Source organism: Hyunsoonleella aquatilis, from assembly GCF_014270105.1.
Lineage (GTDB): Bacteria > Bacteroidota > Bacteroidia > Flavobacteriales > Flavobacteriaceae > Jejuia > Jejuia aquatilis.
In genome coordinates this window covers 40175-65573 of sequence record NZ_JACNMF010000005.1, presented here as the reverse complement: position 1 = coordinate 65573, position 25399 = coordinate 40175, and the positions used below count along the sequence as shown (strand labels likewise).

General features: G+C 37.1%; 22 protein-coding genes. 7 read left to right on the top strand and 15 right to left on the bottom strand.

Features of this window, described 5'->3' with window-relative positions; all coding sequences use genetic code 11:
• Window positions 1-111 precede the first annotated feature (111 nt).
• Genes H7U19_RS14195 through H7U19_RS14180 form a run of 4 tightly spaced genes read right to left on the bottom strand, consistent with a single transcriptional unit; the run spans window position 112 to window position 4223 of the window.
• A complete protein-coding gene (locus H7U19_RS14195; RefSeq protein ID WP_186563537.1) occupies window positions 112-1137 on the bottom strand; it encodes a UDP-glucose--hexose-1-phosphate uridylyltransferase in 1026 nt (341 codons plus the stop codon).
• Between the two features lie 28 nt (window positions 1138-1165).
• On the bottom strand, window positions 1166-2314 hold the full coding sequence (gene galK / locus H7U19_RS14190; protein WP_186563536.1) for a galactokinase: 1149 nt from the start codon (window positions 2312-2314) through the stop codon (window positions 1166-1168).
• A gap of 21 nt (window positions 2315-2335) precedes the next feature.
• Entirely contained in the window at window positions 2336-3220 is an 885-nt protein-coding gene (locus H7U19_RS14185; RefSeq protein WP_186563535.1) for an aldose 1-epimerase, read from the bottom strand.
• 10 nt (window positions 3221-3230) lie between these two features.
• Window positions 3231-4223 carry a GntR family transcriptional regulator gene (locus H7U19_RS14180; protein ID WP_186563534.1) on the bottom strand — a complete coding sequence of 331 codons (993 nt, stop codon included), beginning with the start codon at window positions 4221-4223 and terminating at the stop codon, window positions 3231-3233.
• A 145-nt stretch (window positions 4224-4368) separates the two neighbouring features.
• Here H7U19_RS14180 and H7U19_RS14175 point away from each other — a divergent pair, with 145 nt between their 5' ends.
• The 3 genes from H7U19_RS14175 to bshA all read left to right on the top strand — a co-directional run bounded on the left by H7U19_RS14175 (window position 4369) and on the right by bshA (window position 10434).
• Window positions 4369-6015: a sodium/sugar symporter gene (locus tag H7U19_RS14175; RefSeq protein WP_186563533.1), complete on the top strand. Its 1647-nt coding sequence runs from the start codon at window positions 4369-4371 to the stop codon at window positions 6013-6015.
• Window positions 6016-6259: 244 nt separating this feature from the next.
• Window positions 6260-9172, top strand: a complete 2913-nt coding sequence (locus H7U19_RS14170; protein ID WP_186563532.1) for a serine hydrolase domain-containing protein — start codon at window positions 6260-6262, stop codon at window positions 9170-9172.
• 125 nt (window positions 9173-9297) lie between these two features.
• Complete coding sequence (gene bshA, locus H7U19_RS14165; protein WP_186563531.1) at window positions 9298-10434, top strand: N-acetyl-alpha-D-glucosaminyl L-malate synthase BshA; 1137 nt, start codon at window positions 9298-9300, stop codon at window positions 10432-10434.
• Between the two features lie 75 nt (window positions 10435-10509).
• Here the strand turns inward: bshA and H7U19_RS14160 are convergent, their stop codons facing one another.
• From H7U19_RS14160 to H7U19_RS14120, 9 genes are all read right to left on the bottom strand, one after another.
• A complete protein-coding gene (locus tag H7U19_RS14160; protein WP_186563530.1) occupies window positions 10510-10833 on the bottom strand; it encodes a hypothetical protein in 324 nt (107 codons plus the stop codon).
• A 9-nt stretch (window positions 10834-10842) separates the two neighbouring features.
• On the bottom strand, window positions 10843-12066 hold the full coding sequence (locus H7U19_RS14155) for a Kelch repeat-containing protein (protein WP_186563529.1): 1224 nt from the start codon (window positions 12064-12066) through the stop codon (window positions 10843-10845).
• Between the two features lie 212 nt (window positions 12067-12278).
• Entirely contained in the window at window positions 12279-13625 is a 1347-nt protein-coding gene (locus H7U19_RS14150; RefSeq protein ID WP_186563528.1) for a serine hydrolase domain-containing protein, read from the bottom strand.
• 156 nt (window positions 13626-13781) lie between these two features.
• Window positions 13782-15062 carry a tyrosine-type recombinase/integrase gene (locus H7U19_RS14145; protein ID WP_186563527.1) on the bottom strand — a complete coding sequence of 427 codons (1281 nt, stop codon included), beginning with the start codon at window positions 15060-15062 and terminating at the stop codon, window positions 13782-13784.
• Between the two features lie 177 nt (window positions 15063-15239).
• Complete coding sequence (locus H7U19_RS14140; RefSeq protein WP_186563525.1) at window positions 15240-16256, bottom strand: COX15/CtaA family protein; 1017 nt, start codon at window positions 16254-16256, stop codon at window positions 15240-15242.
• Window positions 16243-16707: a GNAT family N-acetyltransferase gene (locus H7U19_RS14135; RefSeq protein WP_186563523.1), complete on the bottom strand. Its 465-nt coding sequence runs from the start codon at window positions 16705-16707 to the stop codon at window positions 16243-16245. Before H7U19_RS14135 ends, H7U19_RS14140 begins: the two co-directional genes overlap by 14 nt.
• Window positions 16704-18125 (bottom strand): CCA tRNA nucleotidyltransferase, encoded by a 1422-nt coding sequence (locus H7U19_RS14130; protein WP_186563521.1) that lies wholly within the window; start codon window positions 18123-18125, stop codon window positions 16704-16706. Before H7U19_RS14130 ends, H7U19_RS14135 begins: the two co-directional genes overlap by 4 nt.
• Before the next feature lie 199 nt (window positions 18126-18324).
• The gene (locus H7U19_RS14125) at window positions 18325-19311 is read right to left on the bottom strand and encodes a glycosyltransferase (RefSeq protein WP_186563519.1); all 987 of its coding nucleotides are present in this window, start codon (window positions 19309-19311) and stop codon (window positions 18325-18327) included.
• Between the two features lie 29 nt (window positions 19312-19340).
• Entirely contained in the window at window positions 19341-19982 is a 642-nt protein-coding gene (locus H7U19_RS14120; protein ID WP_186563517.1) for a class I SAM-dependent methyltransferase, read from the bottom strand.
• A 107-nt stretch (window positions 19983-20089) separates the two neighbouring features.
• Between H7U19_RS14120 and H7U19_RS14115 the strand changes: the two genes are divergently transcribed.
• Genes H7U19_RS14115 through H7U19_RS14105 form a run of 3 tightly spaced genes read left to right on the top strand, consistent with a single transcriptional unit; the run spans window position 20090 to window position 22611 of the window.
• The gene (locus H7U19_RS14115; protein ID WP_186563515.1) at window positions 20090-21055 is read left to right on the top strand and encodes a WaaS/CpsH family glycosyltransferase; all 966 of its coding nucleotides are present in this window, start codon (window positions 20090-20092) and stop codon (window positions 21053-21055) included.
• Window positions 21048-21857 carry a glycosyltransferase family 2 protein gene (locus tag H7U19_RS14110; RefSeq protein ID WP_186563513.1) on the top strand — a complete coding sequence of 270 codons (810 nt, stop codon included), beginning with the start codon at window positions 21048-21050 and terminating at the stop codon, window positions 21855-21857. The genes H7U19_RS14115 and H7U19_RS14110 overlap by 8 nt, the downstream gene beginning before the upstream one ends.
• Window positions 21844-22611, top strand: coding sequence for a Kdo domain containing protein (locus tag H7U19_RS14105; RefSeq protein ID WP_425489560.1), 768 nt, complete (start codon window positions 21844-21846; stop codon window positions 22609-22611). Before H7U19_RS14110 ends, H7U19_RS14105 begins: the two co-directional genes overlap by 14 nt.
• On the opposite strand, the gene H7U19_RS14100 is transcribed toward H7U19_RS14105, so the two are convergent.
• Entirely contained in the window at window positions 22588-23361 is a 774-nt protein-coding gene (locus H7U19_RS14100) for a glycosyltransferase family 2 protein (protein WP_186563511.1), read from the bottom strand. The genes H7U19_RS14105 and H7U19_RS14100 overlap by 24 nt on opposite strands.
• Window positions 23362-23404: 43 nt before the next feature.
• Here H7U19_RS14100 and H7U19_RS14095 point away from each other — a divergent pair, with 43 nt between their 5' ends.
• Window positions 23405-24223 carry a glycosyltransferase family 2 protein gene (locus H7U19_RS14095; protein WP_186563509.1) on the top strand — a complete coding sequence of 273 codons (819 nt, stop codon included), beginning with the start codon at window positions 23405-23407 and terminating at the stop codon, window positions 24221-24223.
• On the opposite strand, the gene H7U19_RS14090 is transcribed toward H7U19_RS14095, so the two are convergent.
• Window positions 24213-25274, bottom strand: coding sequence for a glycosyltransferase family 9 protein (locus H7U19_RS14090; protein WP_186563507.1), 1062 nt, complete (start codon window positions 25272-25274; stop codon window positions 24213-24215). The two genes, H7U19_RS14095 and H7U19_RS14090, sit on opposite strands and share 11 nt — an antisense overlap.
• Window positions 25275-25399 lie beyond the last annotated feature (125 nt).

Genomic DNA, 25399 nt, shown 5'->3' with positions numbered 1-25399 from the left:
CTGTTTTTGATGGCTAAAAATATAACTTTTGAAACGAAGAAATAGTATAAAATGCTAAAAAACAAAAACCTGATGGGGTTTATCAGGTTTTCGCTTGGGGTGTTTTTAGTTTTAATCAATCAACTCCCGAATACGTTGTACGGCAGTTTCCGCTGTAATATCCCGTTGTGGTGAGCCAAACATTTCGTAGCCAACCATAAATTTTTTAACCGTTGCACTACGCAATAATGGCGGGTAGAAGCTCATATGCCAATGCCAGTGCTTGTTGTCATTGCCATCTGTTGGAGATTGGTGTATCCCTGCAGAATAGGGGAATGAGGTTTTAAATAGTTTGTCGTAAGCTTTGGTCAACACCGCGATAGCCTCGGCGTATTGTAAAGCTTCCTTATCCGTCATCTCTAAAATATTGGATTGGTGTTTTTTGGGTACTATCATCGCTTCAAAAGGCCAAACCGCCCAAAACGGTGCCAGTACCACATATCCGTCATTTTCATAAATGAGGCGTTCCTGCTTTTCCAGTTCCTGAGCCAAATAGTCGCCTAGTAAACTGCTCTTATTTTTGGAATAGTAGTTCAGTTGCTGGGTGTTCTTTTTGTCCACTTCATTAGGTAATGTGGATTGGCTCCAAATCTGTCCGTGCGGATGCGGATTGCTACAGCCCATTACGGCACCTTTGTTCTCAAAGATTTGAACATAATTGATTTTTGGGTTGCTCCCCAATTCCTTGTACTGTTCCTTCCAAGCGAAAACGACTTTTTGGATTTCGTTGGGAGACATATCGGCCAAACTCTTGGAGTGGTCAGGGCTAAAGCAAATCACTTTGCAGATACCTGTTTCGCTTTCGGCCACTAAAAGACCATCATTTACCGAAAACGATGGTGAATCGCTTTGTAGGGCTGCAAAATCGTTAGTAAAAACAAATACATCGGTGTATTTCGGGTTGACTTCACCGTTTATTCTGGTGTTTCCTGCACATAAATAGCAACTCTCATCGTATACTGGACGCTTTTCATTGTTAACTGCTTCATTTTGCCCCTGCCAAGGACGCTTGGCGCGATGGGGGGATACTAGCACCCATTCGCCTGTAAGAATGTTAAAGCGTTTATGTGAATAATCTTGTAAATTGGTATTTTCCATTTTAAAATATATTTCAGTTAGGATTGGTTTATTTAACTACATGAGTTCCATTGGAAAGTTGAATAAAATAGACGGAGCATTCCTTGCCAAATTTCTTTCTGTAGGCTTTTGAAGCCGTTTCGGCAAAAGCTTTGGCTTCGCTTTTAGAGATAAGATTTATGGTACAGCCACCAAAACCACCGCCCATCATCCGCGCGCCCAAAACATGTTTGTTTTTCTTGGCCTGTTCTACCAGAAAATCCAATTCCTCACAGCTTACCTTGTATTGTGTGGACAGCCCCATGTGAGATTGATAGATCAGTGAGCCTAAGGTTTCCAAATCTCCTTTTTTTATAGCCTTTGCTGCCTTTTCGGTTCGCGCTATTTCTTGAATAATATAGAGCGCCTTTTGATAATTTGCAGGTGTAACCTTGTCAATTACTGTGTCCAAATCAGCCTCGGTAGCATCCCTAAGAGCTTTAACCCCAAGTAACTCAGCGATGCTTTCACACGCCGAGCGTCTGTCATTATATGCGCTATCCGATAAGCTGTGCTTTACGTTGGTATTGATCAATATTAATTGATGGTCTTTAAAGTCAATTTTGTACGGCTTGGATTTTATCGTCCTACAATCTAAATGTAATGCATGGTCTTTAATCCCAAACATACTTGCATACTGATCCATAATACCACAGTTTACACCAACATAGTTGTGCTCGGCTTTTTGCGAAATCAGGATCATTTCTTCTTTTGAAAGCCCTAGCTCAAAGAGTTCGTTTAAACCAAAAACCACACTGTTCTCCAAAGCGGCAGAGGAGGACATGCCGGCACCGCCCGGGATATTTCCCTTAAAAATAATATTAAAATCACCAACTACTTTATTTCTGTTTTGTATTTCGGCTACAACACCAAACACATAGTTTTCCCAACTGCCTTCTTTTGAGGGACTTAGTTTGTCCAATTCAAATTCGATGGTACTGTCCAAATCCAACGCTATTGCTGTACAATGGCCATTATCGCTTTTTTGGATGGCTGCGGCTATGCCTTTGTCAACAGCTGCCGGAAATACATAGCCGTCATTATAGTCCGTATGCTCCCCAATAATATTTATTCGCCCGGGCGAATAAATAAGTATGGGCTCTACTTTAAACGTTTTAATAAACGTTGTTTTTACGTCTTTTATTAATGCCTCGCTCATGATATTGTTTAATTTAGATATCTAGTTTATACTCAAATTCCAAGTTATTTCATAGGATTCGTTGGGTTGTAAAATTTCTAACCCTATTTTATTATTAAAACTATCCGAAACACCCGTTGTTGGCTCAATCGCAATGGTGTTGGCCTTTGGAGGGGTATAGGCCTGCAGAAAATTATTTTTGGATGATGAGCTAAAACGCAGACTGTACTTTGGGGTTTCAAATACGACTTTGTCCGAGTTCAAAATCCAGCAATCATCAAGTTGTTGGTCTTTTATTGGAAAGGACTTTACGTTGTCAATATTAGCTACGCCAGTAGTAATATTCCTGTCGCCAAGAATTAATTTTTGGGTGCTATCCATCAAAATTTTGCTGTCATATAGATTGTTGCTTACAAAATAGGGGTGCCATCCCAAGGTAAAGGGAAAGGCATTGGAATGTGAATTGGTTACGGTAACACCCAAACTAATGCGATCCTCAAAAAACTCGTAGTCCAAACGGATTTTATAAGTATAGGGAAAACCTTGGGTTTCTTCAGTTTCAACATAAATCAAGGCTATTTTTACGGAATCATCGGATATTTGCTCGTCTATCAATTTAAAGGTTTTATTGTAAACAAACCCATGCAATGCATTTTGTTCTTCAGTTTGATTCTTATTTAGTTGATAGGCTTGGCCTTTAAAACTGTATTGGCCATCTTTGATACGATTGGCAAATGGAAACAAAATAGACGAGGCGTAAGTGTCGCCATATTTTAACGGGGCTAAATCCTGAATAATGGGATGGCTCTTAAGTGTTAGTTCTTGAAGGCTACCTCCATCATTTAAAAATAGTTTGGCCTTTAGCGTTTCTTTAGAGTTTGATATTTCTAAAATGTTTTGCTCTGAATGTAAGTGTGTTGTGTACAATTGGTTTTATTTAGAGTGATTGTCTTAAAATTAAATGATTTGGGTTTTCAATTTGAAAATTTTCATTATTGGAAATCATTTTCGCCAAACGTTCGCCCATGGCCTTAAAATCTGTTGAAATAGTGGTAATGCCACCTTCCACGATTTCCTTTAGCAAAGCATCATTATAGGAAATAACACCAATGTCTTTGGCCAAAACAAGTTCGTTGTTTCTCATTCTTTTAATAATTCTTAATAAGTTTTTATCGTCGGGAATTATATAAAGTTCGCCTTTTTCTGGGGTTTTATTTTGAAGTGAATCTAAAACACTATAAGCTAGACTTTTGTGTTCGCAAAACATGATAAACCCATCAAGCATTCCTTTGGGTTGCTTTTTAGGCTCAAAAGCAAGGACCAATTTTTGATATTTTTTGATATGCTCATAAGCTCTGTTGAGGTTGTTGAACATATCTTGTTTAAAGTTTTGGTATATGCCGGGATATTTTTTCAATTCTTCTGGCATTTGATCTAGAATATAAACCTTGTCATCTGGCAGTTTTTTCAGAATGGCATCCGTGTTTTCTAAATTCGCAGGCATTATAATGTAGTGGTTGTAATTGCCGTTATTATCCTCTATTATCTTATTGAAAACATGAAGGTTAAAATGATGAAAATAAATATCTACTTCAATGCCCTCTCCCAGGTTGTTAATGAAAGCATTGTGCAAATCCTCCTTAAAGGCATTCAATTCATCAAACAATAAAAGTACTTTTTGCTTAACATCTATATTTTCGCTAGTAACGTAATAACCTTTGCCGACAACAGACTGAATAATGCCCCTGGTTTTTAGCTCATTAAAGGCCATCAACACCGTATCCCTCGAAAGACCATTCGCCTCCCTTATACTGTTAATAGAGGGGATTTGATCTCCCTTTTTCAATTTACCACGAATAATTGCCTTTTCAATAGAAAATACAATCTGCTGATATTTTGGAACCCCTATTTTGTTTTTAACCTTAATCATTTGAAACGCAAAGATATGAAAAAACACATTAAAAAACCTACTAGACCCTACTAGTTTGGTTTTTTTCTGAATTCACACCTATATTTAGTTAAATTAAAAACATATATTTGGAAATCATTTATAATAACCAACTAAATAAATTTTTATGTCAGCAGGATTCGGTACTTGGGATTATGTGGTGTTTGTGGCCTATGCCATTTTAATTCTGGGAGTAGGACTTTGGGTGTCCAGGGACAAGAAAGGGCACCAAAAAAATGCAGAGGACTATTTTCTAGCAAGTAAATCTTTACCATGGTGGGCCATTGGTGCTTCACTGATTGCAGCAAATATTTCAGCAGAACAATTTATAGGTATGTCTGGTTCTGGTTTCGCATCTGGTTTGGCCATTGCCTCCTATGAATGGATGGCGGCACTAACTTTAATAATTGTAGGGAAATATTTTCTTCCGATTTTTATTGAAAAGGGGTTATACACTATTCCAGAATTTGTTGAAAAGCGGTTTTCTACCAATTTAAAGACCATTCTTGCTGTTTTTTGGATAGGTCTCTACGTGTTTGTTAATCTTGCTTCCGTACTATATTTAGGAGCTTTGGCATTGCAGACTATTATGGGAATCTCTTTGATTTATGGTATTATGGGGTTGGCTATGTTTGCAGCAGCATACTCTTTGTATGGAGGGTTGTCCGCAGTAGCCTGGACGGATGTTATTCAAGTAGTATTCTTGGTGCTGGGCGGATTGGTAACAACTTACTTGGCATTAAATACAGTTTCGGGTGGCGAAGGTTTTGTTGCTGGTTTAACAACTGTTTATGAAACTGTTCCTGAAAGATTTGAAATGATTTTGGATGAGTCCAATCCGGAATATAAAAACTTGCCTGGTATCGCCGTTCTTGTAGGGGGCATGTGGGTTGCAAACTTGTATTATTGGGGATTCAACCAATACATCATACAAAGAACCCTTGCTGCCAAATCTTTGGAAGAATCTCAAAAGGGCATTTTATTTGCAGCATTTTTGAAATTACTAATTCCGCTAATAGTTGTTATACCCGGTATAGCGGCCTATGTCATCATAAACGACCCAGAACTAATGGCAGGCTTGGGTGATATCGCCCTACAAAACTCTCCTCTTGAAAAGAAGGATAACGCCTATCCGTGGCTATTACAGTTTTTGCCAACAGGTCTCAAAGGAGTAGCATTTGCCGCCCTTGCAGCCGCCATTGTGTCATCTCTTGCTTCAATGCTTAATTCTACTTCTACCATCTTTACTATGGATATTTACAAGGAGTATTTTAATAAAGAAGCGGATGATAGGAAAACTGTAAATGTTGGTAGAATCTCAGCCGCAATTGCTTTGGTTATTGCATGTATTATGGCCCCTCTTTTAGGCGGGATAGACCAAGCATTCCAATTTATACAGGAATATACCGGTATTGTTAGCCCAGGTATTTTGGCCGTATTTTTACTGGGTCTTTTTTGGAAGAAAACTACCAATAAGGCGGCAATTACAGGAGCTTTGACGTCCATTCCAATGGCGATGTATTTTAAGGTGGCGCCCAAAGGATGGTCGTCTTTACCAATTTTTGTGGACGTACCCTTTATGGATCAAATGGGCTATACTCTGTTGCTTACTATGGGCGTAATCGCTTTGGTAAGTTATATACAGCATAAGGGAGCGGATGACGAAAAAGGCATCCCAATTACCAAACAGTTGTTCAAAACCTCACCTTTGTTTAACATTGGGGCGTTTGCCGTAATGCTAGTATTAACGGTACTCTATGCCTTGTTCTGGTAAATGGTTTCTGAACAGATAAACTAGTAGCTTCGACCCTTATGTTGGAGCTTTTTTTGTGCGTATTAAGGGCGATCCTATTTATAGTTGAAAGTTAGGGTTAAAGTCAATGAATCATAAAGTGATACGATTGGCTGAATAATTCCTTTAAATCTATCATAAACTATTTTCCTCTTTTTTCTAAAAGTAGTATTTTGGCACGGTTATTAGTTATTTACTTATAATCGAATTGCTTAAGTATTCCCCTATGCGCCATATCTATTTTATTTTAATTACTCTCACCTGCCTTTCTTCGTATGCACAGAATACCTTAAGTCCACTTTTATCTCAGGACGAGGAAGCTCAAAAAAAATGGGTAGATAGTGTTTACAATTCGCTTTCACTTAAAGAAAAAGTTGGGCAGTTATATATGGTTCAGGTAATGTCTAATCAAGATGTTGCAACCAAGAATAAAATTGTCAAACTGATACAGGAACATCATATTGGAGGTATCATCTATTCCAATGGAGGCCCAAAGCGACAGGCTAGTTTAAACAATGAATTACAGGCAATTTCTAAAACCCCAATGCTAATAGGGATGGACGCCGAATGGGGCCTGAGTATGCGTTTGGATTCCACTTATGCTTTTCCTTGGAATATGACTCTTGGAGCCATAAAGGATAATAAATTGGTGGAAAAAACGGGGCGATACATTGGGGAACATTGCAAGCGTTTGGGTGTTCATTTTAATTTTGCCCCTGTGGTGGACATCAATACGAATCCAAAGAACCCCATAATAGGCAATCGTTCCTTTGGCGAGGATAGAGATAACGTAACCGAAAAAGCGTTGGCCTTTATGAAAGGGATGCAGAGTGCCGGGGTTTTGGCCAATGCCAAGCATTTTCCTGGGCACGGAGATACTGAACAAGATTCGCATTTAACGTTGCCAACTATTAATTTTGACGCAAAGCGAATCGATTCAATAGAGCTATATCCTTACAAGAAACTGATTTCAAAAGGCTTATCCAGCGTTATGGTAGCCCATCTAAATGTGCCTAGTTTGGAGCCAACGGGCTATCCATCTTCGCTTTCCAGACATATAGTTGCCGATATTTTAAAAGATTCACTTGGGTTTCAGGGACTCATTTTTACAGACGCCCTCACTATGAAAGGTGCTGCGGATTTTAGTGATACGGGTGATATCGATTTGGCCGCCTTCAAAGCTGGGAATGATGTGATGTTGATGTCCGAAGATGTTGCTATAGGTGTTGAAAAGCTATTGGGGGCTATTAATAGTGGAGACATTTCGGAAGAGCGTTTGGCGCATTCCGTTAAAAAGGTTTTAAAGGCAAAATACAAAGTCGGTTTGCACAATTATGAGCCTATCGGATTGTATAATTTAGATAAAGATTTGAATCGATTAAAGGACGATATCCTTTATGAGGAGCTAATGGAAAACGCCATTACGGTGGTGAAAAATGAAGGGAGTTTGGTACCCCTAACGCGATTGGAAACCAAAAGTATTGCCTATGTACAAATGGGAGATGATGATGGAAGTGTATTTCTGAAGGAATTGAAAAAATATGCCAAAGTCCACCAGATTACTGATGACAATCTGTACACATTGATGAAGAAATTGCAACCTTACAATACAGTGATAGTTGGGTTTCACCGGTCCAATGCAAATCCTTGGAAAGCACATAAATTCAGTAGTAGGGAATTGGTGTGGCTTTATGAAATCGCGAGGGTTCATGACGTTATCTTGGATGTGTTTACTAAGCCTTATGCTCTGGATGATTTAAAAACCTTCGAAAATTTCGAAAGTGTTATTGTCAGCTATCAAAACAGCAAAATAGCTCAGGAAAAATCAGCGCAATTGATATTTGGGGCTATCCCTGCAAAAGGATGTTTACCCGTTTCCATTGGTGAATTTTTTAAAGCTGGAGATGGTATTAAAAACAATGCCATCAAGCGTTTGGGATATACGTTGCCCGAACGTGTTGGCATGAGCTCTGAACGGTTAAAAAAAGTGGATTCTATAGCTCAAGTGGCGGTGGATTCTATGATGACTCCGGGCATACAACTATTAATAGCTCGAAAGGGAAAAGTGGTTTACAACAAAAATTTTGGAAAGCATACGTATAAAGGCAAGGAAAAAATAACTTTTGAGGATATATATGATGTGGCTTCACTAACCAAGATATTGGCCACATTACCTTTGGTTATGGAACTGGAAGAAAAAGGGGTATTGTCACTTGATAGTCCACTTTCCGAATTATTACCGGAATATAAAGGTTCAAATAAAGAAAATATCACCGTTAAGCAAATGCTGTCCCACTATGCGCGACTGCGTCCTTGGGAGCCGTTTTACTACCATACTCTTGACACCATCACGAAACGTCCCAGTGGGAAATATTATAGAACCGAAAAAAGTAAAAACTTTAGTGTCGAAGTCACCAAAAACCTTTACCTCCGGACGGATTATCAAGATTCTATCCAGAAGATTATTCGGGACTCCGAACTCTTGGATAATCTGCGTTACCGATATAGCGACTTTCCCTATTATATTTTAAAGAAATTTATAGAGGAACATTACGACCAAGGATTGGACGAGTTAGTACAGACACATTTTTATCAGTCCTTAGGCGCAAATTATACCATGTATAATCCGTATCGAAAGATAAGCAATACGCACATTGTGCCAACGGAAGTGGATGATTATTACCGCTACACGAAGATTCATGGGTATGTGCATGACATGGGTGCTGCGATGCAAAACGGAGTAGGGGGCCACGCGGGTGTGTTTAGTAATGCCAACGATGTAGCAAAAATGATGCAGTTGTATTTGCAAAAGGGTTTTTACGGAGGCAAGCGCTATCTAAGCCCTCAAACTATTGAAAAATTCAATACCTGTTATTTTTGTGCGAAGGATAACAGGCGTGGCGTAGGCTTCGATAAGCCCCAATTGGGTGATGCCGGTCCTACTTGTGGCTGTATCTCGATGACAAGTTTTGGGCATTCAGGATTTACGGGCACTTATGCTTGGGCGGACCCTGAGGAGGAAATTGTATATGTGTTTTTAGCAAATCGAACCTATCCCAAGGCAGGGCGAAACCGATTGCTAAAAGAAAATATAAGAACGGAAATACAACGTGCAATTTATGACGCGATTGTAGATTAGTAGTACTTAGAGTGCCTAAAGTTATAAGTACTTAAAGTTTTGTAAACTTTCAACACTTAGAATTTTGGACATTTGCAACTTAAGGCACTTATAACTTTAAGTACTTATAACTTAAAACTTAAAATATGAACATAGGCATAGTATGTTACCCAACCTTTGGAGGTAGTGGTGTCGTAGCGACTGAATTGGGTTTGGAACTTTCCAAGCGCGGACATGAAGTACATTTTATTACCTATAGCCAGCCGGTAAGGTTGGAGCAAATAAGCCATAATGTACATTACCATGAGGTAAATGTGCCGGAGTATCCTTTATTTCATTATCAGCCCTATGAACTGGCATTATCCAGTAAGTTGGTGGATATGGTTAAACTGCACGGCATTGAAATTTTGCATGTACATTATGCCATTCCGCATGCCTATGCGGCCTATATGGCAAAAAAGATGCTACAGGAAGAAGGGATTTATGTGCCTATTGTGACAACGCTTCACGGTACGGATATCACTTTGGTGGGCAATCACCCTTTTTATAAACCAGCCGTCACCTTTAGTATCAATAAATCCGATGCGGTTACTGCGGTATCCAAAAGTTTGAAGGAGGATACCATGCGTTTGTTTGAGGTGAAAAATGATATTCATGTCGTGCCAAACTTTATCGATTTGGAGAAGTACAATCATAGTTTTACGGATTGTCAGCGTGGCATGATGGCTGATGAAAACGAAAAAATCATCACTCATATCAGTAATTTGAGACCGGTAAAGCGGGTTCAAGATGTGATTAAGGTGTTTTACGGCATCCAAAAAGAAATCCCTGCAAAACTGATGTTTATAGGTGAAGGCCCTGAAAAGGAAAACGTAGAGCTACAGTGTCGCGAACTGGGCATTTTAGATAAAGTGATTTTCTTCGGAAGAAGTAACGAGATTGATAAGATATTATGCTTTAGCGACCTATTTTTGTTGCCCTCGCAGACCGAAAGTTTTGGCTTGGCGGCCTTGGAGGCTATGGCCTCAAAAGTAGCCGTTATTTCAAGTAACACGGGCGGTATTCCAGAAGTAAATATTCATGGCTATTCCGGATTTTTAAGCGATGTGGGCGATGTGGACGACATGGTAAAGAATGCCCTCCATATTTTAAAGGATAAAGCCCGATTAAAAACCTTTAAGGATAACGCTAGGGCTCAAGCCCAAAACTTCGATTTGCATCAAATAGTACCTCAATACGAGGCGATTTATGAGGATACCTTGTCTAGGTGTTTGGTGCTGTAAGCTTTCGTTACTTACTTTAATAGATTTGGGTCAGTACGCAGAGAATGCAAGTACTTGTTACCGCGCAGTGGGTGGTTATTTTTTTCTCTCTTCGAATGCTCTTATTGCCATATCTATTTCTTCTTGGCTTATTTGGTTACCGCAATAGCGACAAATTTGAGCTTCAATTTTAATGGATTCCTTGCATTTGTCGCACTGTTTTCTTGGGTCAATTCCGTATCTCAAAATTAAAAAGACAATCCATCCGGTCATTGGGTGAATTCCAAAAAGCATCCAAAGTTTAGAAACACCCTTAATTTTCGCCCATTTTATACCATACCAAATTGGGATAAACCAGAAGAAAAATATAATCAATATTACGACAACCAAACCGATTGAACCATCAAATGCGTTTTTCATAATATTGTTTTAATTCATTGACCAGACGTCATTTCTTCTTTCATTAGCGTCTCTTCCTGCAATTACCCATATTTTGTCATTATATACTACGGACGAGTGAAGGTCTCTTTTAGAAAAAGGAGCATCGGAAGTAACTTGTGTCCAATTAATTCCGTCAATGCTGCTCCATACATCATTATAGAACTCATTATTATCACCAATTCCACCAATAACCCAAAGCTTGTTATCAAAAGCGACTGTAGTATGGTAATATCTTTTCGCGAACGGAGCATTCGGAGTTACTTGTGTCCAATTAATCCCATCACTACTATTCCAAACATCATTTTGTCTGCCACTACCTTGACCTAAACCACCAATTAGCCAAATTTTGCCATCAAAGACAACCGCAGTATGACGTCCCTTTTCCCTAGCTCCAATTGCATTTACCTGAACCCAATTTACGCCATCATCACTATACCAAATGTCATTAAGAACATCAAGTGAGCCAACTTCTCCGCCTATCACCCACATCTTATTATCAAAAACTACTGAAGTGTGAGCATATCTCGGGCTAAAAGGAGCATTAGCTGTCATTTGTATCCAATTAGTACCATCACTGCTTGACCAAACATCATTTTTATTTCCCCCAGAATATCCACCAATCACCCACATTTTGTTGTCGAAGGTCAACGCCGTATGTGAAGCACGCCTAGTAAAATCTGCATTGGAAGTTGTCTCTATCCATTCAATTCCGTCTGAACTGCTCCAAACATCATTTCTTTGATTAATATTCTCATCTGATCCACCAATCACCCACATTTTATCATTAAATACTACGGTCTCATGGTCTAATCTCCCATTAAATCCAGCGTTATTGGTTATTTGAGAAAACAAATCAATAGTAGTAAAACTGAAAATACTACTTTCAGTAAAATTGCCCTTGTTATCTCTCGCTATTACTTTCCAGTAAAAAACGTCTGAAAAATTTATAGAGGTACTAAAAGTAAACTCAGTTTCTTTTAGGTTTGATGAGACTATAGTGCCAGGACTAGTATTATCATCGAGGACTAAATCATAAGTAATTGGGTCACCATCCGGATCTGTTGCCGTACTCCAAGTTAAAGTAGGTTTTAAGGCAACATCTATTGCTCCATTATTTACCGTTAAAAGGGAGAAAGAATTTGGTGGTTGATTTTCTGCATCAATATCATTACCCCCATTGCTATCGTCATCACTACAACATCCATAACTCATCAATGTTATAACAACTAAAATTATAAAATTTATATTTCTTTCCATAAATCTTTTAAATGTTTTGCATAAGGTCTCGGCTATGATTTCGGTGTGGAATGATTCGGCAGAATCCTTCAGGAGCAGAAATTAGCCGTATTTGTTGTTTTTTTGTTCATATTAGTTCTTCAGCCACGCTGAATTACAGCCCTTGTTAGGCTCAGTTTTTTACTAATTTATACTTTAAATTGTTCTAGTATTGCCAAACTACGAACAAGGGCTGTCATATACATGTTATTATTCGTCTCATCCTTGCTTGCACTAAAAAATCCAATAACTAATCTTTTTGAAGGGGATATGTAAAGACCCTGACCTCCAAAGCCTTCCTTGAAGAAGTCACCATCTTCAAAAATCACATCCCAATGATAGCTCTGAAAATCTGCACCTTGTCCTTCATAAAATAGTTTCCTCAAATGCTGATCTGTTCCGCCTTCAGATCTAAATAATGCTCTATCTCCCGTATGGATTTGATTTATATATCGTGCCGATGCTATTTTTGTAGTAGCATCATCTGTAAAGGCCAGTCCATATCTGGCCAGATCTCTCAAGCGCATTAGCATTAAACCGTAACTTCCAGCAACACCAGTACTGGATAGCGTTACCCTTGCATCATCTTCAGCTCCGATTTTTGTCCATATATATTCCTGAACCAACTCATGAAAAGGTTTGGAAGAAACTCTTTCAGCGATGGTAGTCAGAATAACAGAATTGGCAGAAGTATAATCGTAGGTTTGCCCAGCGGGTTCAGTTTTTCCCGAACTAGCCAATAATTCTATTAAGCTTTCTTCAACTCCAGGATTTGGCTCCGTATAAACGGCAGAATGCTGAAGTAATTTATAAAAACAATGGTTCGGGTCAGTAAAGGACCCTTTTTCCATTTCTCGGCAGTTGATTCCTGAGGTCATCCTTAACAAATTTTCAATAGTTACGTTTGCCAATGGCTTACCTTTAAATTCTTTAATATGCTTCCCAATCGAATCCTGTTCGTTAAGTTTTCCTTCATCTGCCAAGTGTGCGATTATGGTTCCTAAAAATGTTTTACTGACAGAACCAAGAAAATGCTTGTCAGTGTGTTTCATTTCCGGATACTTTTCATAAACCACTTGGCCCTTATGCAGAACAATCACTCCATTAACATATTTTTTATTACAAATTTGGTCAAGTGATGTTTCCTTTTTAAAGAAGGTACTGGTGAGAATCTCTTGGCCGAGGGTATGACTTATATTTTCTGGAAGCTTTGTTGTTTTCGTATTTCCTTTTTCTATCAGAACAGTAGGAATATAGTTTTCCATATGGCTAAATACCTCGGTTATTTGAGGTCCTCTTCCAATGATCGATTCAGGCACTGTAAAACTTACTTTTTGTTCAGTCAGGTTAGGAATTTTCCGAGACTTTACTGCTAACGCTATTTTATCTTCTAATGAAGGTTCTTTTACTTGTTTAACTTCTTGTTTGCAAGCAAAAAGTAAAAGCAGACAGAATACAGCTATTGGGTTTAAAATCTTCTTATTTGTTTTGATCATAATTTGTTGGTTAATTGGGCCTAACGTGTTTGTATAAGATTAGTTGCGTGTTTCAGCACCTAATTTAGCAAATACAAACCGAATAGAAAATCCGCGAGGATATTCAGAAGTAGACTATAACCAGCAATTACTTATAGCCATTGTTGTGTGTAGTTTTTATTTTTTTAAAATTATATTAATTAAATCTTCTAAATATGCCTTTATTTTCTGGGTTTCTGGATAATATTCACTTGGATGTCCACAATAATTTCTTAAATCTAAATGTTTATCTAATTCTCCTTTTTGATGTTTTGTGATAAGTCCGATTTTATTTGCTATATCCAAAGTGGTTTTATCTTTCAGTCTCTCAAAATCTGATACTTGTTTTATTGGTTTTTCTCTTTGGTTAATTTTTTTTAGAGCTTCGTTTATTTGTTTGTACCCAATTTCGACACACTTGTTTTGTAAATTTCTAATCGCTGAAGCCCAAACAAATACGACTCCAGCTCTCATTGCTCCGACTTTTAAACAAGCGATGCTTTCTCTTAAATAATCTCTTTCGTCCAAATTAGAAATCGAATCAAAGATTTTTTCAATTTCTATGGTATTGAATTTATTAGTGTCAATTATAACTCCCAATTTGTCAATTGGTGAGTAATTTATTTTGTCGCTTTTCCCACAAAGATTATAATAAAATTGAACTGTGTCCGAATTATGAACTTGCATACTTTTGAGTAATGCAGGTAAAGATTGACCTTGTTCAACCATATGTTTAATGTAGCAATATCTTAAACTTATTAATGTAAGTTCTTCTTTTATTTCTGCTTTTATTTTCGCTCTCTCTAATATTTTTCTAATACTAGACACAGAATATTTCGTGTCTTTTTTTTGACCTTCAAATAAATATTTTTTTGGTTTGTACTGAACGTAATATTCTCGAAGAAGTTTTAATAGCTTATCAGAGAGATGAGGGTATCTTATTTTTCCAGTTTTAGTATTTCTTACTCTAATTTCTTTTTTGTCAGATAGAATGTCTTTTGGTGTTAGTTCCAATAACTCTTCAACTCTCATTCCAGTCGCATACAGTAATGTTATTAGGGTTTTGTGTTTTAAGTTTTCAAAAGTTTCAAGTAGTTCTTTAATTTGATTTTGGGAAATTACATTAGGAATGTGAGAATCTTTTAAAGGTAATCTTAATGAGTGAAATGGATAATTTTTCCCAAGAATTTCATTGAAATATAGCTTAAATGACCAGTAACAATTCTCCATACTCGATGGTGATTGACTTTTCTTAATTCGATACAAGTAAGAATCTATCTGGTCAAAATTTATATTTGCAGGTTCAATATGACTGTAAAATTCAAATAATTCAGTCAGTTTTTGAGAATAGACTTTTTTAGTAGCAGGAATAAATTTCCTTTTTTCAAATTCCTTATTTATTAATTCTTCTGTTGTCATTTCTCAAATTACACACAACTTGTTTATATGCAGAACTTTTTTCCTTTTATACCACCAATTAGTTTGGCTATGCAGAAGTTTTTGAAAACAAAGTCACGTATATAAAACTTTTATTTTTTAAAAGTTTCAATGTAAATATAGATACTTTCTTACGCAAAAGAAAGGTAAATTGTGAAATTATCTACTAAAGCGATGCAACACAAACGTCATAGCAGACAATAGGAAAAACGCCCCCACCTGGTGCGCTACGCCCAACCAAACAGGCACTTGAAGTAAAATGGTAAATACGCCCAAAACAAACTGCAGCACCACCAAAAGCAACAATGCGGTAATCCCGTTAAATTGGCTAGAGGTCAATGAAAACCGTTTGCTTTTTCGCCAGATAATCACAACCATCAGTACGACCACGTAGGCCAAACAGCGGTGCACAAACTGGACGCCACTTTTGCCTTCGATAAAGTTTTTGTATAACGGGTTTTGCTCAATATAAACCGTTTGGTGCATAAATTTCCCTTCGCTCATCATGGGCCAATGATTATGGATAAAACCAGCGTCCAAACCGGCTACAAAGGCTCCATAAATAATTTGTAACAATAAAACGGCCAACCCAAAACGTACCAGGTTTCTAAATGCCTTATCTACCTCTTTTTTCTCAGGATAGCGCAGATCCAAGGCCACCCAAAAGGTATAGGCAAAGGTGATAAAGGCCGTGGTTAAATGTGCGGCCAAACGGTAATGGCTCACGTCGGGGTTGTCCACCAAACCGCTTTTTACCATATACCAGCCCAAAAAGCCTTGAAAGGCGCCCAAGCCTAAAAGCACGATGCATTTTTTAATGGTAGGCTTAGTCAATTGCCGTTTAATTAAAAAGTACAAAAAGGGGATAAGAAACACCAAACCAATAAAGCGTCCAATCACACGATGGAGCCATTCCCAAAAATAAATGTCCTTAAAATCCTGAAGTGTAAAATGGGTATTCAGTTTTTGGTATTCGGGGTATTGTTTGTACAAATCGAAGGCGGCCTGCCATTCCGTTTCGTTCATTGGAGGAATAGTCCCCGATATCAATTTATAGTTTGAAATGGACAATCCCGAGTGGGTCAACCGGGTAATGCCACCTACAACTACCATGATAAAAATCAAAAAACAACCTGTTAACAACCAGTATATTACAGCTTTATTATCTTTTTTCATTGTTCAATTGTTTTTCAAGACACAAACTATTTTCTATACCTTGGTACTGCCCGAAATTGGGAATAATTTGGTAGGCATTTTTCTTATAAAAATTCACAGCTTCTATTTGGCGTTTTCCAGTTTCCAAAACACAGGAATTGAATCCCAATTCCTTTGCCCAAGTTTCCAAACCTTGTAGGACGGCAGTAGCTACCTGCTTTCCCCTAAATTCGGGTTGGGTAAACATTCGTTTGATTTCTACGCTGTTTTCGTCATAAGTTTTAAAAGCGCCACAACCGACAGGGATGTTGTCCCGATAAGCTATTACAACATTATTGAGAACCTCAATGCCATTGTATTGCATGTAGAATTCATGATCTTTCCCGTCAATAACCTTCAAATACGCGTTGAGTTGTGATACGAGATGCACAAAATCCTTATCGGTATGGTTGGTCCGTTTCAGCTCTATCATGAATCGCTCACTTTTAGGCCCAGGGATTTCCCTTTTTTCAACATCAGTGCATGGGCGGCATCGTATTCGTTTGGAATCTCTCCGTCTAAAATTGCCTCTTTAATCGCTTCTTTGATAATCCCAATCTCTCTTGAGGGCTTGAGGTTAAAGGTTTTCATAATTTCCTCTCCAGAGACGGGTGGCTGAAAATTCCGCACATGATCCCGCGCTTCAACTTCCTCAATTTTTTGTCGTACTATTTTAAAATTGTTATGGTACTTTTTAAATCGTTTTGGGTTTTTGGTGGTGATATCCGCTTCGCACAGGGTCATCAAATCCTCAACATAATCGCCTGCATCAAATACCAATCGCCTTACGGCCGAATCGGTCACTATATCTTGAGACAATACAATAGGGCGTGAGCTCATAAACACCATTTTTTGGACGAATTTCATCTTGTCGTTCAGCGGCATCTTTAGGCGCCTGAATAAATGGTACACCATTTTTGCGCCTTCAAATTCGTGTCCATGAAACGTCCAGCCCACTTTTTTACTGAATCTTTTAGTTGGGGCTTTCCCGATATCGTGCAACAGGGCAGCCCAACGCAACCAAAGGTTATCAGTATGCAGTGCAATGTTGTCCACCACTTCCAGAGTGTGGTAAAAATTATCCTTATGACGTTGACCTTCAATTTCATCGATGCCTTTTAAAGCAGTCAATTCGGGTAGAATCAACTTTAAAAGTCCGGTTTGTTCCAAAAGTAAAAAACCAATAGATGGCGTTTCACTTTCCAGGATTTTATTTAGTTCGGTAACGATACGTTCGTTGGTGATGATTTTTATCCTTTCGGCATTGCGGTAAATGGCTTTCAAACTTTCCGCTTCAATGGTGAATTTCAATTGGGTGGCAAAACGGATGGCGCGCATCATTCGCAATGGGTCGTCACTATAAGTAATATCTGGGTTTAAAGGCGTTCGGATAATACCCTTTTCCAAATCTTTCAATCCGTCAAAGGGATCCAATAGATTGCCAAAAGAGTTTTTATTAAGGCTTAGTGCCAAGGCATTAATGGTGAAATCACGTCGATTTTGATCATCCTGTAACGTGCCGTTTTCTACTTTCGGATTTCGGCTGTCTTTAGAATAGGATTCCTTTCTGGCGCCCACAAATTCTATTTCGATGTCATCATAGCGTAGCATGGCCGTACCGTAGGTTTTAAACACCTGTACTTTTGGCGTATCGGGAAGGTTTTTTGCAACGGTTTTAGCCAATTCTATGCCACTTCCAATGGCCACAACATCGATGTCCTTGGCATCGCCTCTTTTCAATAGAAAGTCGCGTACAAAGCCACCAATTACATAGCAGTCCAGTTGCAATGTTTCGGCAGATTGAGAGATGATTTTGAAAATGTTATGCTGTAGTGCTTCTTTGTAATTCATAAAACGCTATTTCGCGAAATTTGCGAATTTCTGGCTACAAAAATCGGCATTGCAAATTTACAACATATGTCAACCTTTTAAAACCTAAGTAGCGATTTATTTTAGGGATTTGAAATGATTTTGAGACCCATATTTTGCGCTTTAAAGAAGGGCGCTAAACTCCTTGCCGGGTATTATTATCAACCAGTAATTTTGATAATTAGGTGAATTTTGGAACCACATTCGCTTCTTCAATATACTTGGGCACTTCCGGATTAATAGTTTTTCCCGAAATCACTTTTTCATACAATTCTAAGTATGATTCTGTCATTACCTTAGAATTATAGTATTTAACAGCGTGTTCATGACATCGTTTAGGGTTGTAATTAAATTCCTTGATGGCTTTTATGATTTCGTTAGAGTTATTACTTGAAAAACCGACTTCTGGCGTAATTAATTCAGCTAATGATCCATTTTTAGTTCCGAAAACAGCACAGCCTGCGTACATGCTTTCGGTAATGGCAAGTCCAAAAGGTTCGTGCCATACCACTGGAAAAACCAAGGCCTTGGAGTGTTGTGCAATTTCCATTTTTTTATCATTTTCAACCATACCATGAAAAATGATATTTTTATTCAAAATATACTTTAAACCTCTTTTAAAATTGCGGTAGGTCCATCTTTCTCCACCCATTACGTGCAATTTGTGGCCAGACTTTAATGCAATTTTAGCAGTTCCGAATAGGTTTTTTACCTTCCATGACGCTTTTGCCAAAAAATGAAGATAATCTCTTTTATTATCTAATATTGGGTCAGGATAATCATCCCAATCAAGCCCATTATGAACAAAAGCCTCAGAGCCATATCGCTGTGCATGGTTTTTGGAAACAAAAACCATATTTATATCCAACGCCTGCTCGGGAGATGGATTTCCTCCCATTGTAAATATATAGGGTTTGTCTATTGCTTTTCCCAACGAATGAAATAAGTGAACTACGTCAACATCATCTGGAATATGGCTTTTCAAATCTTTGGTTTCATCATAATGAATCACTGTTGCAAAATCGCTATGGGATCCTTCCTTGGCCAGTAAATAAACTTCATGCCCCAATTTTACCAGTTCCTTGGCAAGGCCCCAAATAACACGTTCTGTACCTCCATATTTTTTTGCTGGTAATACGGCTGTTTTGTCTTCAATAAGTATTTTCATAGTATTGGTGTCGTATGCGAAAAGGATGTCTATTTTTTAACTACTGTGGCGTATTGCAGATATCTCATGTCCATTGCAGTAAATAAAAATGGAATATTGTAAAGGTAGGGTTTAATGGATTTCGTTTTGTTAATACCCTTGTGGGTAACAATTTTATAACCCAAATTTTTGTACATATTTGCGATACTTTTTCCCGTAAAAAACCTTAGATGGGTCTTGTCCATAATTCCGTGTTCTTCATATTCCCATGTCTTATTAAGCACTAGCTTTTTTAAAGCGCTATGGTACCTCATATTGGGGATAGAACTAATTATTACACCATTTTCAGATAATTTATCCTTTATTTTTTCTAGTACCCAATACGGGTCGACCAAATGTTCTAAAACATCATTAAAGTAGATGACATCAAAATAATCATTAGGGAGCTCCTCAATAAAGCTTTCACATTCCCCAATAAAGACTTTGTCCAGTATTTTTTTTGCTTTTTCCCCATGTTCAGGCATCAGCTCTATACCCCAGGTTTCGGGACTATGCTTTTCTTTTATATACGAAGCAAAAGTACCCTCTCCACACCCTACATCAAGTAGAGTTTTTGCACCCTCAGGATAAAAACCAAACATTTCATATCTGGTATTGTTATAATAATTGTCTGGTTTGTTATCGTAATCCATCTAAATTGTGTTTTTGATGTAAAGGAAATATTAGTGTTGAGTGCTAGCCTCTAAAGAAGCCTTCGCATTTGGTATTTAATTCTTAATATTGCACTATATACAGCTGTATGAAAATCACATTAATTAGTTTAGATAATTGGGGTTTTAATCAATTTATTGCCAAAGAGTTAGAGCGCAAAAATATTGAGGTAAATCAAATTAATTTTTATCAGCTACGCTATCGTTATCCTACTTTTTTTCATAGAGTGTTTAATTTCTTCGCAAAACTATTTTTTAAATATAACATAAAAAAGAAGTTTTTAGAGAAAAAAATTTTGGAGGAACTAAGAAGCAATGGCAAACAAGATAAAATACTACTAATAAAAGGCGATTTTTTAAATCCTGATTTTATTGAAAAGATAAAACCATTTACAGATGAATTAATAGGTTTTTTCAATGATAATTACAGGCGGTCTCCTAAAATTGCTAAAATTTATAATGTTTTTGATAAGGGGTACTCTTTTGAGAAAGAGGATGTAAAGCAGTTTGGTTTTTCGTTTATAACCAACTTTATATATAACGAAAAAGAACTAACTGTAAATGAAAAGAAATATGAAGTATTTAATGTTAGCTCAACCGGGAAAAGGGATGTAGTAATACAAAATATAGCTAAGGCTTTGGACGCTATTGGGATAACATACAAAATCATCATAGTTGGTAAAAATATCCCAAGCCATAATTCGACTCAAATAGAATATTCAAAACAGACTTTTGATTTGAATGAGGTTGAGTCTTTTATCTCACAATCTAACGTATTATTGGACGTACATAGGGAGAATCAGGCAGGTTTAACCTTTAGGGTATTTGAAAGCTTGGGGTTTTCAAAAAAACTAATTACTACTAATAAGGACATCGTTACTTATGATTTTTACAACCCGAACAATATTTTGGTGGTGGACAAAAATCATGTTGAAATACCTAAATCTTTTTTTGAAACGCCTTATGAACCAATACCTGTAAACATATATAATGCCTATGCTCTACCGGGTTGGGTAGATAAAGTTTTTGAATTGAAAAAAGGAAAAAATGGATAACCTTCCTAAGGTGGCTTTACTGATTTCAACATATAATTGGCCACAAGCCTTAGATTTGGTGCTACAGAGTGTTTTGAAACAATCTGTGATGCCTGATGAAGTTATTATAGCTGATGATGGTTCCAAGGATGATACAAGAGCGTTAATCAATACCTATAAAACAAAATTCAGGATACCGCTTATCCATGTTTGGCATGAAGATAAAGGGTTTACTAAGACGATTATTCTAAACAAAGCTATTGCTAAAATTGAATCGGAATATATTATTCAGATTGATGGGGATATCATCCTGCACCGACATTTTGTTAAGAATCATCTGGAGATAAGCAAAAAAGGATTTTTTTTATTTGGAACCAGGGTAACTATTACAAAAGAGAAATCAGAGAAAATTTTATCAAAGGGAACATTCAGTCTTAGTTGGTTGTCAAGTGGTCTTAAAAAAAGAATGAGGGCGTTGTACCTTCCGTTTGTTTATAAAAACAGAAAACCCGATAGCTCGATTTCCACAAAATTAAGAGGGGCAAATATGTCTTATTGGAAAGCTGATGCCATTGCTATTAATGGTTACAATGAGGACTATCTGGGTTGGGGTTTTGAAGATTACGACTTTGGTATGAGATTAACATTTTTAGGTATAAAGCCTAAACGGCTCAAGTTTTCAGGGATTTGTTTTCATATTTACCATAAGCCTTCGGCTCTTGAAAACCCTGAAACCGGAAATGAAATTCAGGATAGAACAATTTCCGAAAGAATTAAAAGGTGCAAAAACGGTGTTGATAAATATTTAAGTGAAAATCAATAAAACAATACATAATAATTTTGCGGAACATGCCGCGTTTTTTGATGATATCATCCAAAACTTTGATTCAAAAGGGGAGGATTTTGGTAATCAGGATAGGAATTCCCTAAAGTTGTTCAATTTAGAAGATAGAACTATAAACGTAAAATCGTTTAGGGTACCCAATCTCATAAATCAAATTGCCTATAGGTTTTTCAGAAAAAGTAAGGCACAGCGCTCTTTTGAATATGCCAACCGTTTGATGGAGTTGGGAGTGGGAACGCCACAGCCCATGGGGTATTATGAGTTTACCACCCTGTTTTTATTTAAGAATAGTTACTATATCAGCGAACAACAGCCCTGCGATATTACCTATCGCGAATTGACTTTGGATGTGGACTACCCCAATCACGAAGCTGTTTTGAGAGCTTTTACCCGCTTCACTTTTGAGCTACACAAGAAAAATATCCATTTTTTGGACCATTCCCCAGGAAATACGTTGATTGAAATCAACAAAGGCAATTACAAATTTTATTTGGTGGATTTAAACCGTATGGAATTCAAGCCCTTGGATTTTGAAACGCGAATCAAGAATTTTGCGAGATTGACCATTCATAAAAGTATGGTGGAGGTGATGAGCGATGAATATGCGAAATGTTCTGGAGAATCTTATGAAAAGGTGTTCAGCCTGATGTGGAAGTTAACCGAGGAATTTCAGGAAAAATACCATCGGAAACGGAGGTTAAAGAAAAAGCTAAAGTTTTGGAAGCGAGTTTAACCGCTGTAATTCCTTGTACCGATGCCAAACGCCGTAGGCACTTAGATAGCAGACATTAAACCCTTCTATCCCATCTAAAAACCCTAGCCTTACAACATAATTGGTGATAAACTTATAAACTGGCCTTAATATTAAATGTAAAAGATTGACCTTTTTACCTTTGTTATACAGTTCTTTGGCCTTTAAGGAAGCATAATACTCCATTTTTCTTTTGTAGTCCGCATTACTAGTATAGCAATAATGAAGCATATAATGTTTCAAAACAGCACTTTTGCCGTCCACTATAAGATTTTCATGTACAATTTTATTTTCATCGTATTTAGCATATCCTTTTCTAAATAATCTATAGGTAGTGTCGGACTGCAGTCCACTGAATCTCATTACTTTTTCATTGAAGAAGAATCGGCGTTTGAACATGTAAGCCACGATCTCATCTGTGTTTTTAACCACATTTAATATCTCCTGCCTCAAGTTTTCAGGAATACGCTCGTCAGCATCGATAAACAATATCCAGTCGTATTTGGCTTGATCTATGGCATAATTTCGTTGGTCAGCAAAGTTTTCGAAAGTTCTTGAAATTACGGTAACGCGTGGAAAACCCTTTAGTTTAATTAAGGTTTCATCAGTGCTGAAGCTATCAACAACAATTATTTCATCCGCAAAGTCTATATTCTCAATAACAGCGTCGATGTGTTTTTCCTCATTGAACGTTATTAATAAAGCGGATATTTGGATATGTTTCTTATTCAAGAAAAGCAGATTTTATTCCGTAAAAATAGCTATTTTTGAATCAATGAATTCAATTGATGTTTCAGTAATAATAAGCACTTATAATCACCCGGAATGGTTGGAAAAAGTATTGTGGAGCTATAATTATCAGACGTTTAAAGATTTTGAAGTTGTTATTGCTGATGACGGTTCCGACGAAGCTACCAAAACGTTAATTGAAAGCTTAAAACCCAAATTAGACTATCCTATCCAACATATTTGGCACGAGGACAATGGGTTTCAAAAAACGATTATTTTAAATAAGGCCACTGTAGCCAGTAAAGGAAACTATCTGGTTTATAGTGATGGCGATTGCATTGCCCGGAAGGATTTTTTGGAAGTCCACGTTGATAGGAGGGAAGAAGGCTATTTTTTATCCGGGGGCTATTTTAAGTTGCCGTTGTCTATTAGCAAATTAATTTCAAAGGAAGATATTGAAAACCAGCAATGTTTTAATATTGATTGGTTAAAATCTCACGGTTTGAAATCTTCATTCAAAAACAACAAAATTACTGCCAAGGGTTTAAAAGAAGATCTTTTAAACCGATTTACGCCAACCACTGCCACTTGGAACGGGCATAATACTTCTGGCTGGAAATCTGATATTTTAAATGCCAATGGTTATGATGAGCGTATGCAGTACGGTGGAGAAGACCGGGAATTGGGCGAACGGCTGTTCAATGCAGGTATCAAGGCGAAACAGATTCGCTATTCTGCAATTTGTTTGCATTTAGACCATAAAAGAGGTTATGTAAGCCCTGAAATGATTCAAAAAAACAAGAAAATCAGGGAAACTACCAAATCCCAAAAGATTACAAGAACCGCTTACGGTATTAACCAATAGCTTTCAGAAACTGTTTTAATTTTGGAATAATTAATTCTGGGGCAAAAGTTTTATAATAATTTTGATAGTCTTTTTTGATAGCTTTTAAGTCTTGATATTGATACAACTCTGGCTTGATATCATTTAAATGGATGGAATCATTTAGTTTTCCATCGTCAAACATGTTCCAGGCTTCTTTTAAAATCCATGGTGAGAAAATAGCAAATGTAGGTTTATCAATAGCTTTTGCCATATTGATTGCACCTCCCTCATTGCCTATCAAAGCTGTGCAATGTTTGGTAATGGCAATAAATTCTCTTAGGCTTTTACCAAAAATGTGAAAATGAATATGCTCTTTGGTACTATCAGTACAAAAAGACATCAGTGTTTTTACGTCTTCAATTTGATTTGGAATATAATTGAAAAGAATATTACCTCGGGTTTCCGCAACAATAGCATCAATCAATTTGGCCATGTATGCCAGAGGATAGGTCTTTGAATTGTCACTACCTAAAACGCCAATCATAAAAAGAGGTTTTGAAAGTTCTATCTTGAATTTTTCCAAAAGCTCCTTTGCGTCTTCAACTTCCAGTTCTGTAAGATATATTTTAGGCTTTATGGGCTTCAAATCATCTTTAATAATAGACTTTAGCAGTTGTAATCTATTCTCAATGGCTAAACCGGCATTCGTATCAGGTGTGGTTTTTTCTTTAAAAGTGTGTGTGTACAAAAATGCTGTGTACCATTTATATTTTGAAATTTTCGTTTTTGCCCCAGAGAATAAGGTAATGAGATTGCTGGAGGATTTTGAATATACATCAATAACAATGTCGTATTTCTCCTTTCGAATCTTTTTCAGAAAGCTATTGAACAATGACTTTTTTTTCTCAATTTCTGGAGTTAAAAACTGAAATTTGTCAATATTCGGGTTGTGCTCTACAACGGGAAAGGTATGCGAATTTATTAGGTAATGAAGCTCAGCGTTAGGGTGATGTTCTCTAAGGGCTTCAAACAAAATAGTACTTGTAAGCACATCTCCAATCATTTTTTGCTGAATCACTAAAACCTTCATGCCGATAAATTACAAATAAAAAATTCCAAATTCCAAGGATAAAAGTTTGGGATTTGGAATTTTAGTATTTTGAAGTTTACGAGTAGCATAAGTTTTCACATAAGAGTTAGAACTGCCAACTGCGA

Bases quoted from the DNA above. Each gene is read 5' to 3' on its own strand.
- H7U19_RS14125 (WP_186563519.1), bottom strand. From the start codon at position 19,311: ATGAAAATACTTATTGAAGACAAAACAGCCGTATTACCAGCAAAAAAA.
- H7U19_RS14180 (WP_186563534.1), bottom strand. From the start codon at position 4,223: ATGATTAAGGTTAAAAACAAAATAGGGGTTCCAAAATATCAGCAGATT.
- H7U19_RS14145 (WP_186563527.1), bottom strand. From the start codon at position 15,062: ATGACAACAGAAGAATTAATAAATAAGGAATTTGAAAAAAGGAAATTT.
- H7U19_RS14155 (WP_186563529.1), bottom strand. From the start codon at position 12,066: ATGAGTTATGGATGTTGTAGTGATGACGATAGCAATGGGGGTAATGAT.
- H7U19_RS14120 (WP_186563517.1), bottom strand. From the start codon at position 19,982: ATGGATTACGATAACAAACCAGACAATTATTATAACAATACCAGATAT.
- H7U19_RS14160 (WP_186563530.1), bottom strand. From the start codon at position 10,833: ATGAAAAACGCATTTGATGGTTCAATCGGTTTGGTTGTCGTAATATTG.
- H7U19_RS14095 (WP_186563509.1), top strand. From the start codon at position 23,405: ATGAATTCAATTGATGTTTCAGTAATAATAAGCACTTATAATCACCCG.
- H7U19_RS14175 (WP_186563533.1), top strand. From the start codon at position 4,369: ATGTCAGCAGGATTCGGTACTTGGGATTATGTGGTGTTTGTGGCCTAT.
- H7U19_RS14150 (WP_186563528.1), bottom strand. From the start codon at position 13,625: ATGATCAAAACAAATAAGAAGATTTTAAACCCAATAGCTGTATTCTGT.
- bshA (WP_186563531.1), top strand. From the start codon at position 9,298: ATGAACATAGGCATAGTATGTTACCCAACCTTTGGAGGTAGTGGTGTC.
- H7U19_RS14135 (WP_186563523.1), bottom strand. From the start codon at position 16,707: ATGATAGAGCTGAAACGGACCAACCATACCGATAAGGATTTTGTGCAT.
- H7U19_RS14090 (WP_186563507.1), bottom strand. From the start codon at position 25,274: ATGAAGGTTTTAGTGATTCAGCAAAAAATGATTGGAGATGTGCTTACA.
- H7U19_RS14140 (WP_186563525.1), bottom strand. From the start codon at position 16,256: ATGAAAAAAGATAATAAAGCTGTAATATACTGGTTGTTAACAGGTTGT.
- H7U19_RS14115 (WP_186563515.1), top strand. From the start codon at position 20,090: ATGAAAATCACATTAATTAGTTTAGATAATTGGGGTTTTAATCAATTT.
- H7U19_RS14110 (WP_186563513.1), top strand. From the start codon at position 21,048: ATGGATAACCTTCCTAAGGTGGCTTTACTGATTTCAACATATAATTGG.
- H7U19_RS14130 (WP_186563521.1), bottom strand. From the start codon at position 18,125: ATGAATTACAAAGAAGCACTACAGCATAACATTTTCAAAATCATCTCT.
- H7U19_RS14195 (WP_186563537.1), bottom strand. From the start codon at position 1,137: ATGGAAAATACCAATTTACAAGATTATTCACATAAACGCTTTAACATT.
- H7U19_RS14170 (WP_186563532.1), top strand. From the start codon at position 6,260: ATGCGCCATATCTATTTTATTTTAATTACTCTCACCTGCCTTTCTTCG.
- galK (WP_186563536.1), bottom strand. From the start codon at position 2,314: ATGAGCGAGGCATTAATAAAAGACGTAAAAACAACGTTTATTAAAACG.